Raw genomic sequence first — 16536 nt, 5'->3', positions numbered from 1 at the left:
CCGGGCGCGCCTTCGTCTGTGTCTTCGTTCGAGGTGACCGTCGGCCGGGTCGGCTACCGCCTGTCGGTGGCGCCTTGCAACCTGAGGATTCGTACGTCGTAGTTGGTGAGTGTCACCGGCACCGTCTTCGTCGTGGAGAGGGTCTGGATCGGTGTCGTACCAGTCGTCGGGTCGTAGATGTCCACTACTCGCGGCGGACCGGCGAGACGGACGGTGACCGATTCCGAGCCGCCGGCCTGCTCGCTCCACACCACGAGGAAGAGGTCGCCGTTGGCCTTGCGTAGCAGCAGGTCGTGTGTCGTGGGCGCCCGGTCGCTGATCGAGTAGGCCAGGCCGCCACCGGGTGCCGAGCCTCCCGCGTCCGCCAGGACCGAGGTGAGGTTGTGCAGATAGACACCTGAACGCTTGGGCTGGTAGTCGGGGTCGACGAATCCCCAGTAGCCCTGTACGGGGTCGTCGCGGAGCATGTAGACGAACGTGTGCTGGTAGCCGCGGGCGAACTGCGAGAGGTAGAGGGCGAGTAGCAGCCGCCCCTGGTCTTCCTCGGTGAGGCTGTTCGTGCCCTGGGTGGCCCAGCCCGTCTCGGTGGACACCTTCGGCAGCGCTGCCCTGTCGGCCGCCGAGGTGTACCCGGGGAAGCCTTCCCGCCAGGTCATGCCGTACTCGCCGTAGATGCCGTCGATCCAGTCCTCGAAGTCCGGCGAGGCGTTCTCCCACGCCATGTCGTCGATGATGAGGGGCTTGCGGCAGATGTAGTTGTGTACGTTCGCAAAGTCGGCGTACCGGGTGCCGACCGGCATGAGCGTCCCCGCGCCATCGGGAATGGTGAGGAACTGCAGGCCGACGTTGTTGGGCTCCGAACCTCCGGCCTCGCTGGAGTGGAAGACCGGGTGGTTCCGCAGAACGGGGTCCGCCTTTGCGCGCCGGTAGAGCTCCTGTTGCCAGCGAGCGACCGGCGTGAAGTCCTTGTCCGACACCGATGTGGCGCCGTCGAAGGTGACGGCCCAGTTGTTCGGTTCGTTCGGCCCTTCCAACGCGAGGAGCGCTCCTGCGTGGGCGAGCCTGCGAGACGCGTCGACCTGGGCGGTCAGCCAGGCGTCGTCCGGACCACTGCGTACGATCACGAACCGCGCGCCGGTCCGCTGGTGCACCGAGATCAGCTCGTCCACGAAGGCCGCGGAGACGTTGTCGCTGTCGCGAATGTTGCGGATGCCGGTGTAGGCCAGCGCGTCTGCCACCCGGGCGGGGTCGTCGACACCCTGTCCCATGTGCGCGCAGGCACAGATCGAGTGGAGGAAGTCGGCGACCGGCACCGCTTCGACGACGGAGGGCCGGGTGGACGCGCCTGCCGGTGAAGCCACCGTCGAAGCAGCCGCGCCGGCGGCGACTGCTGCGGCACCACGGAGCACTGACCTTCGGGAGAACCTTCGGTTGGTCACGGTTCCGGAAGCTATGGTCGGCGCGTGGTCGGGTCAACGACCGGGTCCGGGTCGGGCCGTTCCACTTGCGGACGTTCGGTGCCCCACGAGCCGGGGCGTGCCCGGCGCAACCACTAAGTCTGCTTGTGCAACAGCCCGGTGATGCCGGCGATCAACATGGCGGTGAACACCCAGGCGGCCAACCTCAGAAGGACGAATCGACTTCCCCGAGGATGATCGCGCCGCAGATCGTGAGCCCGCGTGGATCGGCTCGCGAGCTCAGACCCTGATCGAGCAGGATCTGCCGGAGGTGATCGGACGGATGAGGAGTTCCGGCGGCGGCGGACTTCCGTCGAGCGGTGTCCACGCGGACAGGTGATCGCCGAGCACGAGTGGTGTGCCGCTCGCGATGCATGCCTGTAGCCGGTCCATCGAAACGCTGCTGGGCCTCTCGCACGGAAACTCCGGCGATGAGACCTCCTCGTTCTCCGCCCCCATGACGTTGGCCCCCGCCTCGTCGGGCTGATGCTGGGAGGAGGTGCGCCTCGAAGCCCGCCTTCTCCTACCGTGGCCTTGGCCGCAGAGGCGTCACTGGCGCTGCCAACCTGCAGTCAGCGTGAGCGGGCGAATGCACCCTGTCAACCGGAGGTGTGACGGTCAGGCCGAGAGCCGGTGCCGGACCCACACGTTCGGTTCGACGTACACGGCGTAGTCGTGCTCGACCTGGCACCGCACCGGGACCAGCGCCTCGGGCACAGTCACCTCGCCTGTCTCGTCGAACGGCAGCCCGGTCCACGCCCTCCACTCGGCGAGCGAGCCGGCGATCACCATCGACCTGGGCGCCACCGAGTCGACGGTGGCTCCCGCTCGTACGTGCGTGCGCAGCCACGCGTCGACAGGCAGGCCGTCGTCGCGAGTGCGGGCGACGTAGTCGGTCATCGGCGTGTGCGGCTCGGCGTGCTTGCCGTTCGGGCGTACCGGGGCCACGAGTTCGCCGAAGCCGGCGGCAGCGGCCGCTGCCCGTAACGCGCCGAGCATGCTGTGGGACATCCCGGCACCCAGGCGGTCCGGGCGTACGGCAATCTCCAGCGCGGTCACGGTGTCAGGCTTCGTGTTGTTCCGATGATCGCGAAAGGCCCAGGTCAGTACGCGGTCCCAGCCGCCGTCCGGCAGCGTTCCGCGGCGGTCGGTGTGAAGGATGAACGGCGCCGCGAACGCCCGTGCCACCACTTCGTCGCCCTCGGTGGCGACCATGCACAGGTGCGGGAACGTGGACGACACCTGCGAGAACAACGCGGCAGCGATCTCGTCGTGGCCCATGAACTCCGGCCACCTGTCAGGCATGGCCCACATCACTGCCTCGAGCTCGGGGCGGTCCGCGAGGGTGGTTGTCACCAGGTCTGGCATCTGGCGAGTATCCCAGCCGCTGGACTGTTGCCGGGCCGGTCGGAGGACCTGCACCACCCGCCGGTAGGGCTGACTCTTGCGGCCACGCAGGCGCGTGCGGGAGGGTCGGGCTTTCCGAGCACGTCGAGGAGGTCCGATGGGCAGGCCGGCGCGGATGCAGGTGGGTGCAGTCACGGTCGCGACGGCCCGGCCGCGGGCACTGGCACGGTTCTACTCCGCACTGCTGGGGTGGCCCTACGTCCGGGAAGAGGTACCGAAGCCGGGAGAACCGCCGGACGGAGGGTACGCGCTGGTGTGTGCTCCCGACGGAGTGGCCGAGCCGGCACTGAACTTCGAGTACGACCCGCACTACCGGCCGCCCGCCTGGCCGAGCGTCGACGGCGGACAGGTCGCCACCCAGCACCTGGACGTGGGCGTGGACGACCTCGACAGCGCGGTTGCCTGGGCAGTCGAGTGCGGAGCCACCCTCGCGGACTTCCAGCCGTCGCAGACCCACCGGGTGCTACTCGATCCGGACGGCCATCCGTTCTGCCTCTGCTTGTAGCTGGACTGCCTGGTCGGCTGCCCGGTCGGCTGCCTGGTCCGTGGGGCTTTTCACGGACCAGGCAGCTCGCGAGTCAGGCCGGGACCGCCGCGGCGACCGGGGTGCACATGTGCCGCATCCAGCGGTGCGTGTGCGGTGTGGCCAGGACGGGGGCCTGCGCCTCGGCCGGGATCGGTGTCGCCGGGACGGCAGCGGTGCGGGCCGGCTGCGCGGGTGTCGGCTCGGGACGCACCGAGTGGGATCGCGCCGAGTGGGATCGTTCCGAGGCGGCGCGCGCCGAGGCGGTGCGCGCCGACGCCGCGGGGATCCGCGCGGGCGCCATCCGGCAGTTCTGCCGCTGGTGCACGGCTACCTCCTGCGTACGGCGGGGCTTGGGGACGTTCCGGCGTACGACCGTGGAGCCGACCGGCTGCTTGGTCTCGTGCACGGACCGCGACCCGAGGGCGGGCGCCTTGGCTGCGGCGACGGCCGGACGACGGCGGCGCAGCCGCAGGGCCGTGGTGAGCGTGGCGGCACCCCCGAGCAGTCCCGCGCTGTTGACCGCCAGCAGCGCGGCGTCCACCTGGAACGCGCCGTACGCGAACCAGACCACGTTGCCCACGAGCGAGGCGGTGAGGAAGGCGACGGAGACCTCGTCCGCGCTGCCCGCGCGACGCAGCTTGCGGGTCTGGTCGAACAGGGCACATGCCTGTGCCAGGCCGATCGAGGTGGCCACGGCGCTCAGGATGGTAACGATCATCGGCGTTGCTTTCGTCGTCGGGCAGCGGCCGACCACGGGCGGTGTGTCCGCATGTGCACTGATGTGCGCGGTTGGGCCCGGGCCATTGGCTGGCGATGGACTACGTACTGGGGTCGAAAGTCCCTGGTGCGGTGGGGGCTTTCTCCGTTCGCATCCCAGGAAAGCGCGCGGCGGTGCTCGGGTGAATCACGAGTTCGAGCCAAATGAGTGAGGGCGGACCGGCCGGGAAGGCGGCGAGGTGTGCATCCACCTCACGTGTTCGGGTGAGGCGAACCGGTTCGGGGCCGTCGCATGGTCCGCGTCCGTACGCTATGTCAAGACGGTGTTGCGCAGGTGTTTCTGCGCGGACCAGCCGCGTTCGTCGGGGAATGTCCGAGCCGGGTGCGTCACCTGACCAGGGAGACATCACCGCCGGCTGAGGACCTCCCGGGTCAGCTGGACCCGTGAGTTGACGCCGAGCTTGCCGAAGATCGACCGCAGGTGGGTGCCGATGGTGTTCGGCGACAGACACAGGGTCTGCGCGACGTCACGGTTCGTACGGCCTTCGGCCACCAGGGAAGCGACCCTGCGCTCGGTGTCGGTGAGCGCGTCCCACCCTGTGCTGGGACGGCGGGTTGTCGCCATCCAGCGGCGACGTCGCGCTCCGGTCGACTGGAGCCGGCGCTGAACCCGGCGCGCCTCGCCGGTCGCGCCGAGGGCGACGTAGGCGTCCCATGCCCGGTCCAGTTCTGCCACCCCCGGCTCGCGACGGCCGTGCGCGACGAGCGCGCGGCCGTGGTCCTCCGCTGCCGAGGCACGGCTGAGGAGACGGGGACTTTCCCGCAGGACGGTAACGGCCTCTCCGAGCAGGTTCACGTCGTCGTCGAGCAACGCCCTGGAGTGCAGGGCGACACCGGCGGCGGTGGCGACGCCCGGATTGCGGTCGGCGTACTGCTGGGCAAGCAGGGCCGCCCGCCGGGCGAGCTCGGTGTCCTTGCCACGCAGGGCGATCCGGACGACGGCCGGAAGGTCGGCGTAACCGGCGCCGGTGTGCCGGGCCAGCGCGGCCGGTGAGTCCGCCGCCGCGCCGAGTAGCCGGGCCGCACCCTCCGCGTCTCCACCGGCGTCCAGCCACAACGCGTGCGCCAGCGTCGCCTGGGCGGAGGCCAGCCGGACCTCCGACCTGGTCCACCGCGTGGCCTGCGTCATGTACTCCCCGGCCTGCCGCAGATCGCCGCGCAGCAACGCGATCCGGGCCAGCAGGGCGTACGCCTGGACTCGGTAGCCGTACTCCTGCAGATCTTCTGCCAGCCGTACGATCGTGCGCGCGCCGGCCTCCGCGTCCTCCATTCGCCCGGCGGCCAGGTCGATCGCGGCCTCCCACCAGCCGAACGCCGGCACCTCCCACGTCGCGCCGTGTTCCTCGGCCTCCTGGCGTGACCGGGTGAGTCCGTCCCGCGCCTCGTCGTAGCGGTCGAGCAGGGCCAGCGCGAGCAACTCGGCCGCCTGGGCGGGTCCGCCGTGGACCGCGCGTACCTGCTGGAGGAAGTCCAGCGCGTCGCCGTACCGGCCGTCGGTGGCCGCGGCGTGCCCGAGCGCGCGCAGGGCGGTCGTACGGGCGTCGGTGTCTCTCACCTCGTCGGCGTCGGCGAGTGCCGCGTGGCCGGCGTTCACCGCCGCGTCGGGGTCGTCGGACCGGGACATCGCCAGCGCCCGCTGCGCCAGCAGCAGGGCCCGCACCTGCGGCGAGATCCCGTCGAGTTCCAGCGCCTCGGTGACCCGAGCGAGCAGGCGCTCGTCCAGGCCGAGATCCCACAGCGGACGGGCGAGCCGGGAATGGATGCGTGCGGCGGTCTCGGCGTCGGGGGAAGTACGCAACAGTTCGTCCGCGGTGAAGATGGCGTCCTGGACCCGTCGCGCGCGTACGAAGGTGTCAACCACCTCCTGCCCCACCTCCAGCCGGAGGGGATCGCGGCGGGGCAACAGGTTGTAGGCATGGGTGATCAGGCTGACCGCCGTGGCCGGCGACTGCGGCGCGACCTCGGCGGCGGCACGGCGCAGGACGTCCGCCGCGTCCCGGTCCCCGGCCGGCGCACCCGCCATCAGGTGGTGCGCGGCGTCCACGGCGGTACGGCCGGTGGCGAGCAGGTGCTCGGCCGCCGCGCGGTGCAGCACCCGCCGTGCGGTCGGTGTCAGGTCCTCGTAGGCGGCTTCCCGGATCAGGTCGTGCCGGAAGGCCACGTGTTCCCCGGTGTCGATCAGCATGCCTTCGGCGAGCGCGCCGTGCAGGCTGGGCAGGAGATCGGAGACGGGTACGCGCCGCAGTGCGGCCGCGTCGTCGATGGAGAACGTGCCGCCCAGGACCGACCCTGCCTGGAGCAGGCTCCACACGTCCTTGTCCGGTCCGGAAAGTCGCCTCCGCAACGCGGTGCGCAGTTTGGTGGGTACGCCGGGACCGGACTCGGTGACGTCGCCGCCCTCGACCATCTCCTCGTTCAGCACACCGTCGAGCAACTCGGTCACCAGGAAAGGGTTTCCGGCCGTACCCTCCAGCAGGCGCGTCAGCCGCGGACCCGGTTCGGTGCCGAGGCGGTCCGCCGCGAGCTCCCTCATCGCGTTCGGGCTCAACGGTCGCAGGGTGATCTGATGGACGGGCAGGTCGCGCGGCATCACCTCGGAGAGCTCGGTGCTCGTCGCCGGCGTGTCCCGGGCGGTGAGCAGCCACACGATGGGCGACGCCGCCAGCCGGGGAGGCAGCAGCCGTAACGCGAACAACGTCAGCCGGTCTGCCCACTGCACGTCGTCGACGGCGATGAGGATCGGCGTGCGCTGGGAACGTTCCTCCAGCGGTGCCGCGATCCGGTCCACCAACCACAGTTGCTGGTCCAGCAGCGGACCCACCGCGGCGAGGTCACCCTCGGACAGCAGCGGTGGGCGGCCGCCTCGCAGCGCCAGCAGCAGCGGGGCCATCGGTGAGATCCGGTCGAGCTCCTCGGCCTTTCCCACACAGGCGGTGAAGCCGTCGCGTTCGGCCTGTGCGCGCACGCTTTCCAGCAAGGCGGTCTTGCCGAGGCCGGCCTCGCCGCTGACGACGAGCACCGTGGAGCGGCCCGTCGTGGCCGTCTCCTCGAGCACGCGCAGCGTCGTCTCCACCTCGGCCGAGCGTCCCCGAAGGAGCGTCTGCGTCACGGTCGACTCCTTCGGCTGATCTCGTGCTCGCGATGGGCTGTGACTCTCAGCGTCGCACGCTCGCCGGCGTCCCGCGATCGGGCCAGCCGCACCGTCCTTGTTTGCGATGATTCGTCAGCGTTTCGGCCTCACACCTCGGCTGCAGGGGCCAGGTCGAACGGGTTGTCGCGTACGGCCTCGTCGGCGAAGTGACACGCGACCCGGTGGCCCGGGGCGACCTGTTCCAGCGGAGGTTCCTCGGTACGGCAACGCTCCCGGGCCAGCGGGCACCGGGTGTGGAAGCGACAACCGGGAGGAGGGGCCAGCGAGCTCGGAACCTCACCACCCACCACGGTGTCCCCGCGCTCCCGGCTGAACGTCGGGTCGGGTACGGGGACGGCGGAGAAGAGCCCCTGCGTGTAGGGATGGTGCGGTCGTGCGTACAGCGAGTCGCGCTCGGCGATCTCCACGATCTTCCCGAGATACATCACCGCCACCCGGTCGCTCATCTGCCCGACGACGGCGAGGTCGTGGGCGATGAACAGGTAGGACAGCCCCAGCCGGTCCTGCAGATCGGTCAGGAGCTGGAGGATCTGCGCCTGGATGGACACGTCGAGGGCGGACACCGGTTCGTCCAGAACGAGGAAGGACGGCTCTGCCGCCAGCGCCCGCGCGATCCCGATCCGCTGGCACTGCCCACCACTGAACTCGTGCGGAAAGCGCGAGACGGCATCCGTGGGGAGGCCCACCAGGTCCAGGAGCTCCTCCACGCGTTCACGTTGTCGTTGCTTCGGGACCAGGTGGTGTACGTGGAGGGGTTCACGCAGAAGCTGGCCCACCGTGTGCCGGGGGTTGAGGGAGCCGACAGGATCCTGGAAGACGATCTGCATCCGCCGGCGGAGTCCGCTGAGCTCGCGCCTGCTCAGTGCCGTGAGGTCCCGCCCCTCGAACCGGACCGAGCCCGCGGTCGGGCGTTCCAGAAGCAGGACGGAACGGCCGGTGGTGCTCTTCCCGCAACCACTCTCACCGACCAGGCCGAGCGTCTGGTGCGTGTCGAGGGAGAGGTCGACCCCGTCGACCGCGTGGACGGTCTCCCGCCGCCGTACCACCGTGCCCGCGCCGCGGACCTGGTAGTGGACCACGAGCCCCTCGACTTCCAGCAGCGGGTCCGGTGCGGTCGGCACCGGTGGCTCCGCGGCCGTGGGTGTCGCGGGTGTCGCGGGTGTCGCGGGTGTCGTGGGTGTCGACGTCATCACGACCTCCGTTGCGTCGGTGACCGGGTGCCAGCACGCGATCGAGTGGCCCGGCCGGATGTCGTCCAGGGGAGGGGTCTGAGTACGACATGTGTCGGTGGCGCGCTCACAGCGCGGGGCGAACGGGCAGGCGTCGATCCGCTCGGTCACGCGGGGAGGCAGGCCGGGGATGGCATGGAACTTACGGGTCCTGGTTGCCGTCAACCTCGGCACGCACCGCAGCAGACCCAGCGTGTAGGGATGTGCGGGACGGGCGAACAGCTCGGTGACTGTGGCCGTCTCCATGACCCGGCCCGCGTACATCACGACCACCCGGTCACAGTGTCCGGCGACGATGCCGAGGTTGTGCGTGATCAGGATCGCGCCGACGTTCGACTGGGCCACCAGATCGTCGAACAGCTTGAGGATCTGCGCCTGGATGGTGACGTCCAGCGCCGTGGTCGGTTCGTCCGCGATCAGCAGCCGCGGCCGGCACGCCATCGCCAGTGCGATCATCACCCGCTGCAGCTGACCGCCACTCAGGCGGTGCGGGTACTCGCGCATGCGGGTCGCGGGATCGGGAATCCCCACCGAGCGAAGGAGTTCCACCGTCCGGTCGCGGCGTTCGGCCCCGGCCAGACCCAGATGCAGTGACAGCACCTCGTCGAAGTGGTCCTCCACGGTCAGTACGGGATTGAGGGAGGTCATCGGGCTCTGCGGAATCATGCCGATCTGCCGCCCGCGGACGTGCCGCATCCTGTGCTCTGGCTGGGAAAGCAGACTCTCGCCATCGAACAGGATGTCGCCGCCGGTGATCCGGCCGGGCGAGGGAACCATCCGCAGGACGGACTGTGCCGAAACGCTCTTGCCGGAGCCGCTCTCACCCACGACGCCGAGCCGCTCTCCGGCGCCCACCCGCAGGTCGAGTCCCTGTACGGCGTAGATGGTGCTGCGTTCCAGTCGGAAGGAGACCTGTAGGTCCCGGACCTCGAGCAGCGGCCGGCCACTCAGTTCCTGCGGTTGCTGGTCGTCGTGCATGTCCGCCTACCTTGATGTCGGGTCGAGGGCATCACGCAGACCGTCCCCGGCAAAGCTGAAGGTGAGGGTGGCGAGCGCGATACAGACGATGGGCAGAAGCGCGACGGTGAGGTTGATGGTGACGTACTGCTGACCGTCGTTGATCATCTTTCCCCAGTCGGCGGTCGGATCCTGCACACCGAGTCCGAGGAAGCTGAACCCGGCCGCGGCGAAGATGGTGGCCGGAACCTGCTGGACGAAGAAGACGATCAGCGGACCGACGGCACTCGGCAGCACGTGCACGGTGATGATCCGCCACGTCGGCACGCCCATGGCGCGGGCGGCGACCACGAAGTCGCGATCTCGCAGCGCGATGTACTGCGCACGTGCGAGCCTGGCGAACCCTACCCACGCTGTCACTCCGAGGAAGAGCAGCAGCTTCAGCACACCGGACCCGAACAGCGCGATCAGCAACAGCGCCAGCAGAATCTGCGGCACCATCGTGAAGATCTCGAAGGCCCGCAGGGTGATCGCGTCGACGAGGCCGCCGAACCAACCGCTGGCGATTCCGATCGGGATCCCGATCAGCGCGCCGACGAGTGGAGCGCCCACGGCGATGGTCATCGAGGTCTGCGCGCCGTAGATCGCCCGGCTCAGCAGGTCCCTGCCCAACTCGTCGGTGCCCAGCAGGTGGTGCAGGCTCGGCCCGACCAGGGACTGGCTGAGGTCCTGGGCGGCGTAGCCGTAGGGAGCGATGAGTGGTGCGAACAAGGCGACCAGCACGATGAGCACGGCAATGACCCCGCTGACGAGCGCGAGCCGGTTGCGCCGGTAGCGGTACCACGCCGCATGCCAGAATCCGGAGTTCGAACTCCGTACGGCCGAACGGCCCAGTGCCATGGTCATCGGGAGAGTCCCTCCAGTCGCACACGAGGATCGACGAGCGTGTAGGCGACGTCGCTCAGGATGTAGCAGGTCCCCCACAGGACCGCGACGATGAGCACGAGAGCCAGGATCAGCGGGTAGTCACGATGCAGGCTGGCCGTGGTGAAGTAGCTCCCGAGCCCGGGAAGGGCGAACGTCGCCTCGATGAAGATCGACCCGGTGAGGATGTTCGGGATGTTCGGCCCCATGATCGTGATCAGGGGGATGAGCGCGGTACGCAGGATGTAGCGCACCGTCAGCCGCCGCTCCGACAGCCCACGTGCACGTCCCATGCGTACGTAGTCGGCGTAGGTCACCTCGAGCGTGCTGGCCCTCGTGTATCTGGCCATCAGCGCCATCGGATAGAGCGAGAAGGCGATGACGGGCAGGATGAGGTCCTGGGGCTGGCCCCACCCGCCTACGGGCAACCACCCGAGCTTGACCGAGAACAGCGAGATGAGGAGGAAGCCCACGACGTAGTTGGGCAGCGCGACTCCGACGGTCGACACGGCGGAGGTGAGCAGCCAGTCCAGCCAGGTGTTGTGCCGCAACGCCGCGACACAACCCATCACCAGGCCGCCGACGTAGGACAGCAGGATCGTGAGGCCGCCGACCAACAAAGTGATCGGCCAGGCCTTCGCGATCAGCCCGGTCACCGTCATCGTCGGCTGCTCGAAGGGAATCCCCAGGTCGCCGTGCAGCAGTGCCCACAACCAGTTGAGGTACTGCCGCCAGATCGGCTGGTCCAGTCCGTACTTACGCATGACGTTCGCCATCGCGGGGCCCGGCAAGGGCTGCTGGGTCTGGTCGAACGGCCCGCCGGGCACGGCGTGCATGAGTCCGAAGATGAGCATGGTCACGACGAACATGACCAGTAGCAGGGTCAGGAACCTTCGGGCGAGATAGGCAACCAAGGCCGCACCACCTTCCGTGGTAGATGCGACGGGTCAGGAGATGCCGCTCGGCTTCTGGCGGGGCCAGTTCTGCTTGTTCTGTGCGACATGGAGGTTCTGGAGGGAGTCGCTGGTCGCGGCGAAGCCCGGCCACTGGATGCCGTCGTAGCCGTTCTTGTTCTTCGCCAGCGCCTTGCCCTGCATGTACGGGGCGTAGTAGTAGCCGTAGAGCAGGTGGAAGATGAAGACTCCCGGCGCTTCCTTGGTCAGCTGCACCTGCGCCTCGGTGTAGATCTCCTGGCGCGCGGCGCTCCTGCTCTCGGCCGCGCCCTTCGCCAGAAGCTTGTCGTACTGGGCGTTGTTCCAGTTGTGCCGGCCGTCGCTCTTGTACACGCTCAGCATGTTCGACGCGTCGAAGTAGTCCATGCCGTAGGAGACGAAGCCCATCGAGATGTCGGTCGGCTTCTTGTTCATCCGCGCGTAGAAGGTCGTCTTGTCCAGCTGCTGGAGCGTGATGTTGATGCCGAGCACGGAGTTCCAGGTGTGCGTCAGCGCCTGCACGACCGCCTCGGTGTTGGAGACCGCGTTCGCCCACCAGTAGAACTTCACCGGCGGGAAGCCCTTGCCGTTGGGATATCCCGCCTCGGCGAGCAGTGACTTCGCCTTCGCGGGGTCGTAGTTGGTGTAGGGCTTCAGCTGGTCCTCGACGGCGAAGGGATAACCCGGCATGAGGTAGCCGTACGCCGGCGTGGCGAGAGGTGCGAGCAGGCTCTTGACCAGGGAGTCCCGGTCGACGCTGTGCGCCAGTGCCTGCCGGACCTTGATGTTGTCGAACGGTGGCTTCTTCGTGTCGAAGAAGGTGTACCAGATCTCGAAGTCGTTGGGGTTCTTGTAGAGATGGAGATCCTTGGTCTTCGGGTTCTTCGCCGCGATCTTCAGGTCCAGAGGGGTCACGCTGATCTCGTCGACCTGCCCGGTCTGGAATCGCGGGAGCATGTCACCGCCTGCGTAGATCTTCCCCACCAGGGTGTCGACCGTGGGCTTGAACGGGCCGGTGTACTTCTTGTTCGGCCCCAGGACGATCTGGGCCGTCGGGTCGAACTTCGTGAGCTTGTACGGTCCGCAGGTGACACAGGTCGCCGGGTTGATGTTGTAGCTGCCCGAGCCGTACTTGTGCAGCGCCGCTGCCGAAAGTGGTGTGGTGTAGAGGCAGGCGGAAGGAATGTAGGCGACCGGACCCTCCGTCTCGATGACGAGGGTGTACTTGTCCTCCCCCTGCTTCACACCGATCGAACTGGTCGGCACCTTGCCCGCCACCGCGTCGGTGTAGTTCTTGATGACGCCGGACCAGAACCAGCTGAAGTCCCATGCATGCTTGGGATCGGCGGAGTAGCGCAGGGTCTCGACGTAGTCGGCGGCGGTGAGCTCCTTGCCGTCCGACCACATGATCCCCTTACGGAGATGGAACGTCCAACTGTTCTTGTCGGCGGACTGCTCCCAGCTGCTGGCTGCGCCCGGGACGATCTGGTAGTCCTGGTTCAGCCGTACGAGGGGGATGTCGAACTGGTCGGCCAGCGGAGCGCGGGAGTAGACGTTCTCGTAGAAGTCGAGCGCCTTGTAGCTCGCGCCGGTCGAGTCGAAGGGCTGCACGTAGTACTGGTCCGCGGCTGGTGCGGCACCGGCGGGCAGCTTCACGCCGAGCGCGTTCTTGGTGCCGGCGCCGCTGCTGGTGTTCTGGGAGCTGCTGCAGGCGGCCAGGCTCAGTGCCGAGGCCCCTACCAGGAAACCGCGGCGGGTCAGGTGTGGAAGGCGGGCGGATTGCCCAGTCGAAAATTCGCTCATTGCCGGTACCTCCATGATTCTGTGGACTCGATGCCACACGTGGCCGACGTCGAGTCCGCGAGCAGTCACCTTCACCCCCGACCACCCCTGGCCGATGCCAGGGGTGAATGAGCACCCCGTGTTCCACCGCTGCTAGGTGGCGCACCCCTCCTTCTCGTCGGCGCCTTCGTCGCCGCCGTCATGGGGCGACAGGTGCAGGTCGATCATGTGCTGGATGTTGCCCGGGTCACGCGTTCGCAACAGTCGCACTATCGAACGGTGGCCGTCGAGAAGTCTTTCTGCTGGGGGTTTTCGGACCTGTGCCCGTCGGTAACCGAACTCCCAGAAGAAACGGTGGAGGATCGACCCGACCGTGACCAGGAACTGGTTTCCGGTGGCGCGGAGCAGGACGTCGTGGAACTCCTCGTGGAGCGTCGCGGCCTTGCCGAGGTCTTCGGCGTGCACCATCGCCGAGCTGATCTCGTCGAGGTGGTCCAGGTCGGACGCGGACGCCCGGTCGAGCACCAGCTCATAGATCCCGCGCTCCCAGATCGCACGGACCTCGAGGTAGTCCTGCTCGGTCAGGCCGTCGGAGCCCATCCAGGCGGCGATCTGTGCGAACACCTCCGAGTCGGCGACGTCGGCGACATAGGTACCACTGCCCTGCGTTACGCGCAGCATTCCCAATGCCTCCAGTGATGCCACAGCCTGCCTCAGCACGTTGCGGCTGACTCCGAGCGACTGGGCGAGGCTGGGCTCTGCCGGGAGGCGGGTGCCGACCGCGAGGCGGTTGGTCAGGATGTAGTCGCGAAGGGCTGCGGCGGTCTGGTCGGTGAGGCGCTTGCGAGAGACGACGTTCAGACCGCTGCTTCGGAATGGGTCAATCATTCTCTGTCTGCCTCATTCTCTGGGTGCGAGAAAGATACGGCCGAGGGAATTGGGTGTCAACGGCTACTTGTCGGCGAACGACTGGAAGACGTGGTCGTCTGCCAGTTGGCAGAAGGCTGTACGTCCCCAATCGGCCAAACTTTGGTTCGTTCATGGTTGTCGCGTTACATGGAAAAGGCGCGGGGCTCTAAGGTGCTGTTCAGCCGTTACCTGGTTACGGGTTCGCCTGTCGCCACCAGGTGAGCCAGTCGTGGCGAAGGCAAAAGCACTGGTTGACAGCGACCTTGGTGCACTCGTCAGTCGGTCTGCAGGTGTGGTCGAAGACGGTCGGCGATCCGGGCAGTTTCGTCGAACGACAGCCGGGGGACCGTTCCCCAGTCGGTGCCCCCACCGGGCAGCGTTCCGGCCACGTGGAAGTGCACGTGCGGAACGGTCTGGTGGGAGGGCACGCCGTTGTTCTGCCAGACGGCCACGCCCTCGACGTCGAAGGCCTGCACGATCGCGGTCGCCGCGCGTTGGGTGAGTTCCATCAGCGGTGCGTACTCGTCCGGCGCGAGGTCCAGCAGGGTGGGCCGGTGCGCGGTCGGGATCGCGAGCACGTGCCCCACGCCGCGTTGTTCCCGCGTGACGAGGAGAGCCACCTTGTCCAACTGCTTCAGGACGGTGAACGGCCGGTCACCACGGAGGTAGGCACAGAACGAACAGTCGTCGTCAGGAACGATGAGCGCCACGGGCAGAAGTATCCCGCACCGGTCTCGCGATCGTGATGATCTCCGGCTCCTGCCCGGTGAACGGTCGCCGGTCCCAGCCGCCGAAGCGGTCCTCGACGGACAGCCCGGCCGCCGTCAGGAGTCCGTCGAGCTCTGGTTCCCCGACGAAGCGGAAGCGGCTCGGGCACAGCACCTCCCGCTCCCAGGAGGCGCTGGCGAACCGGCCGACCACCTCGACGATCCCGGGTTCCACCAGCCGTGGGTCGGTGTTCGCGGTGTCGACCACCGTGCCGTCGGCCGCGACCACCTGCGCACCGTTCGTCCACCTCTCCCAGGGACGCAGCCGCGGGTTCAGCGTCTCGAACGCGAACCGACCGTCACCGTCCAGCGCAGCCCGGACCGCCGCGAGGGTCGCCGCGATCTCGTCGTCGGTGAGGAACACCTGGAAGACGTGGCCGGACATGAGGACGAGGTCGAACTCGCCGTCGAAGCTGACCGAGCCGAGGTCGCCCAGGATCCACTCGACGTCGGTTGCCTGCCCGGCCATGCCCGAGCCCGCTCTGGCCTGGTCCAGCATCGCCGCCGCCGGATCCAGGCCGACCAGCCGTCCGGTGTGGCCGGCGGCGCGGGCGGCCCGCAGGATGGCGCCCGTACCGCAGCCGACGTCCAGCACCGAGCGCGCGGCCAGGACGAGGTCGAGGTAGAAGTCGCTCTCCGGTCCCCACGGGTTGAGCTGGTCGTAGAACACCGCGAGCCGCGGGTCGGTGTAGTCGTCGCTGTACTCCGGATCGGACACGCGGCCAGTCTGCTGGGCAAGCCGTCCGGTGTCGCCTCGGTTTCAGGTCAGGACGCTCGCGAAGTGGTCGTTGGTGTCCTGGTCGGACTGCGGGGTGTCCCACTCGAAATGCTGTTGGGCCCGGACGACGGCACGGACCTGAGCCCACCGGCGTACGTGCTCGGGGTCGAGTTCGGCAGCCTCGGCGAAGATGGCCAGCCAGCGCAGCAGGGCGGGCTCGAACTCCTCCGGGGCGATGAAACCCACAGCGAGGCCGCCGACCGCGGTGGTGCGGAGCAGAGTCGAGGCGTCGAACGCCGGGTCGCCGGCCCACCCGCTGGGATCGATGACCTGCCAGGGCTCCCGTACGCCGCGTAGCACGTTGTTGAGGTGCAGGTCTCCGTGCACCATCGTGTCCGGCTGGTCCCGGCAGAGGTCCCGCACCGTCTCGCGCGCGGCCTTCACGACCTGGTCCGGCAGGCGCCCGGCCGCCCGGTCGACGATCTCGGCCCACTCGGCTGCCCAGTCGGAGACGCGCGGCAGCTGTGGGGGAGCGGGGACGGCGAGCCGGCGGACGAGGACACCCGCGACCCGTACCGCGTCGTCGACCGGGAGCACCTCGTACGGCCGATCCGGGCCCACGCGCTCCAGCAGCATCGCGAACCGCTCGTCGTCGCGTTCCCACACCTGCACGGCCCCATGTCCGGCCCACGTCTCGTAGGCGTCCGGCTCGTGCACGTTCGCCGGATGCGGACAGGACACCTTGAGTACGACGTCGCCGTGCGCACCGGACTTCGCCGGTACGACGATTCCGACCTTGCCGCCGACCGTCGGTCCGTCGGGCACACAGTTCCAGCGCTGCAGCAGCTCGTCCACCAGGGCTGGTAACGATGCCAGCCAGGCGGTTCCGCCGTCGCGTCGTACGGTCGCCTGCCGTAGTTCGTCCGGAATCTCCGTCACCACGAGTGCCGCGACCTCCCGAGTACGCCGTTCCGGCTTCGCGTCGACCCTACTGAAGGCC

At 68.6% G+C, this 16536-nt stretch carries 13 protein-coding genes; 1 reads left to right on the top strand and 12 read right to left on the bottom strand.

Translation table 11 applies throughout. From position 1 onward, the window contains the following. Positions 1–53: 53 nt before the first annotated feature. Positions 54–1361, bottom strand: a complete 1308-nt coding sequence (locus F4554_RS23855) for a glycosyl hydrolase (RefSeq protein ID WP_179789632.1) — start codon at positions 1359–1361, stop codon at positions 54–56. A 714-nt stretch (positions 1362–2075) separates the two neighbouring features. After that, on the bottom strand, positions 2076–2825 hold the full coding sequence (locus tag F4554_RS23850) for an N-acetyltransferase (RefSeq protein WP_179789631.1): 750 nt from the start codon (positions 2823–2825) through the stop codon (positions 2076–2078). Between the two features lie 136 nt (positions 2826–2961). Here F4554_RS23850 and F4554_RS23845 point away from each other — a divergent pair, with 136 nt between their 5' ends. Beyond that, positions 2962–3369: a VOC family protein gene (locus tag F4554_RS23845; RefSeq protein ID WP_179789630.1), complete on the top strand. Its 408-nt coding sequence runs from the start codon at positions 2962–2964 to the stop codon at positions 3367–3369. A 73-nt stretch (positions 3370–3442) separates the two neighbouring features. Here the strand turns inward: F4554_RS23845 and F4554_RS23840 are convergent, their stop codons facing one another. The 10 genes from F4554_RS23840 to F4554_RS23795 form a co-directional block, all read right to left on the bottom strand. Further along, positions 3443–4108: a hypothetical protein gene (locus tag F4554_RS23840; RefSeq protein ID WP_179789629.1), complete on the bottom strand. Its 666-nt coding sequence runs from the start codon at positions 4106–4108 to the stop codon at positions 3443–3445. A gap of 405 nt (positions 4109–4513) precedes the next feature. Further along, a complete protein-coding gene (locus F4554_RS33790) occupies positions 4514–7276 on the bottom strand; it encodes an AAA family ATPase (protein WP_179789628.1) in 2763 nt (920 codons plus the stop codon). 128 nt (positions 7277–7404) lie between these two features. Next, a complete protein-coding gene (locus F4554_RS23830; RefSeq protein WP_179789627.1) occupies positions 7405–9525 on the bottom strand; it encodes an ABC transporter ATP-binding protein in 2121 nt (706 codons plus the stop codon). Positions 9526–9531: 6 nt separating this feature from the next. Next, complete coding sequence (locus tag F4554_RS23825; RefSeq protein WP_179789626.1) at positions 9532–10410, bottom strand: ABC transporter permease; 879 nt, start codon at positions 10408–10410, stop codon at positions 9532–9534. Continuing rightward, on the bottom strand, positions 10407–11342 hold the full coding sequence (locus tag F4554_RS23820) for an ABC transporter permease (protein ID WP_179789625.1): 936 nt from the start codon (positions 11340–11342) through the stop codon (positions 10407–10409). The genes F4554_RS23825 and F4554_RS23820 overlap by 4 nt, the downstream gene beginning before the upstream one ends. A gap of 33 nt (positions 11343–11375) precedes the next feature. Beyond that, positions 11376–13163, bottom strand: a complete 1788-nt coding sequence (locus F4554_RS23815; protein WP_179789624.1) for a peptide ABC transporter substrate-binding protein — start codon at positions 13161–13163, stop codon at positions 11376–11378. A 132-nt stretch (positions 13164–13295) separates the two neighbouring features. Then, the gene (locus tag F4554_RS23810) at positions 13296–14030 is read right to left on the bottom strand and encodes a FadR/GntR family transcriptional regulator (protein WP_179789623.1); all 735 of its coding nucleotides are present in this window, start codon (positions 14028–14030) and stop codon (positions 13296–13298) included. Positions 14031–14326: 296 nt separating this feature from the next. Next, positions 14327–14761, bottom strand: coding sequence for an HIT domain-containing protein (locus F4554_RS23805; RefSeq protein ID WP_202889439.1), 435 nt, complete (start codon positions 14759–14761; stop codon positions 14327–14329). Then, the gene (locus tag F4554_RS23800) at positions 14742–15536 is read right to left on the bottom strand and encodes a methyltransferase domain-containing protein (protein WP_179789622.1); all 795 of its coding nucleotides are present in this window, start codon (positions 15534–15536) and stop codon (positions 14742–14744) included. The genes F4554_RS23805 and F4554_RS23800 overlap by 20 nt, the downstream gene beginning before the upstream one ends. 42 nt (positions 15537–15578) lie before the next feature. Then, entirely contained in the window at positions 15579–16478 is a 900-nt protein-coding gene (locus F4554_RS23795; RefSeq protein WP_179789621.1) for an aminoglycoside phosphotransferase family protein, read from the bottom strand. Between the last annotated feature and the right edge of the window lie 58 nt (positions 16479–16536).

The organism is Actinopolymorpha rutila, from assembly GCF_013407855.1.
Lineage (GTDB): Bacteria > Actinomycetota > Actinomycetes > Propionibacteriales > Actinopolymorphaceae > Actinopolymorpha > Actinopolymorpha rutila.
This window is presented reverse-complemented; position numbering and strand designations above follow the sequence as displayed.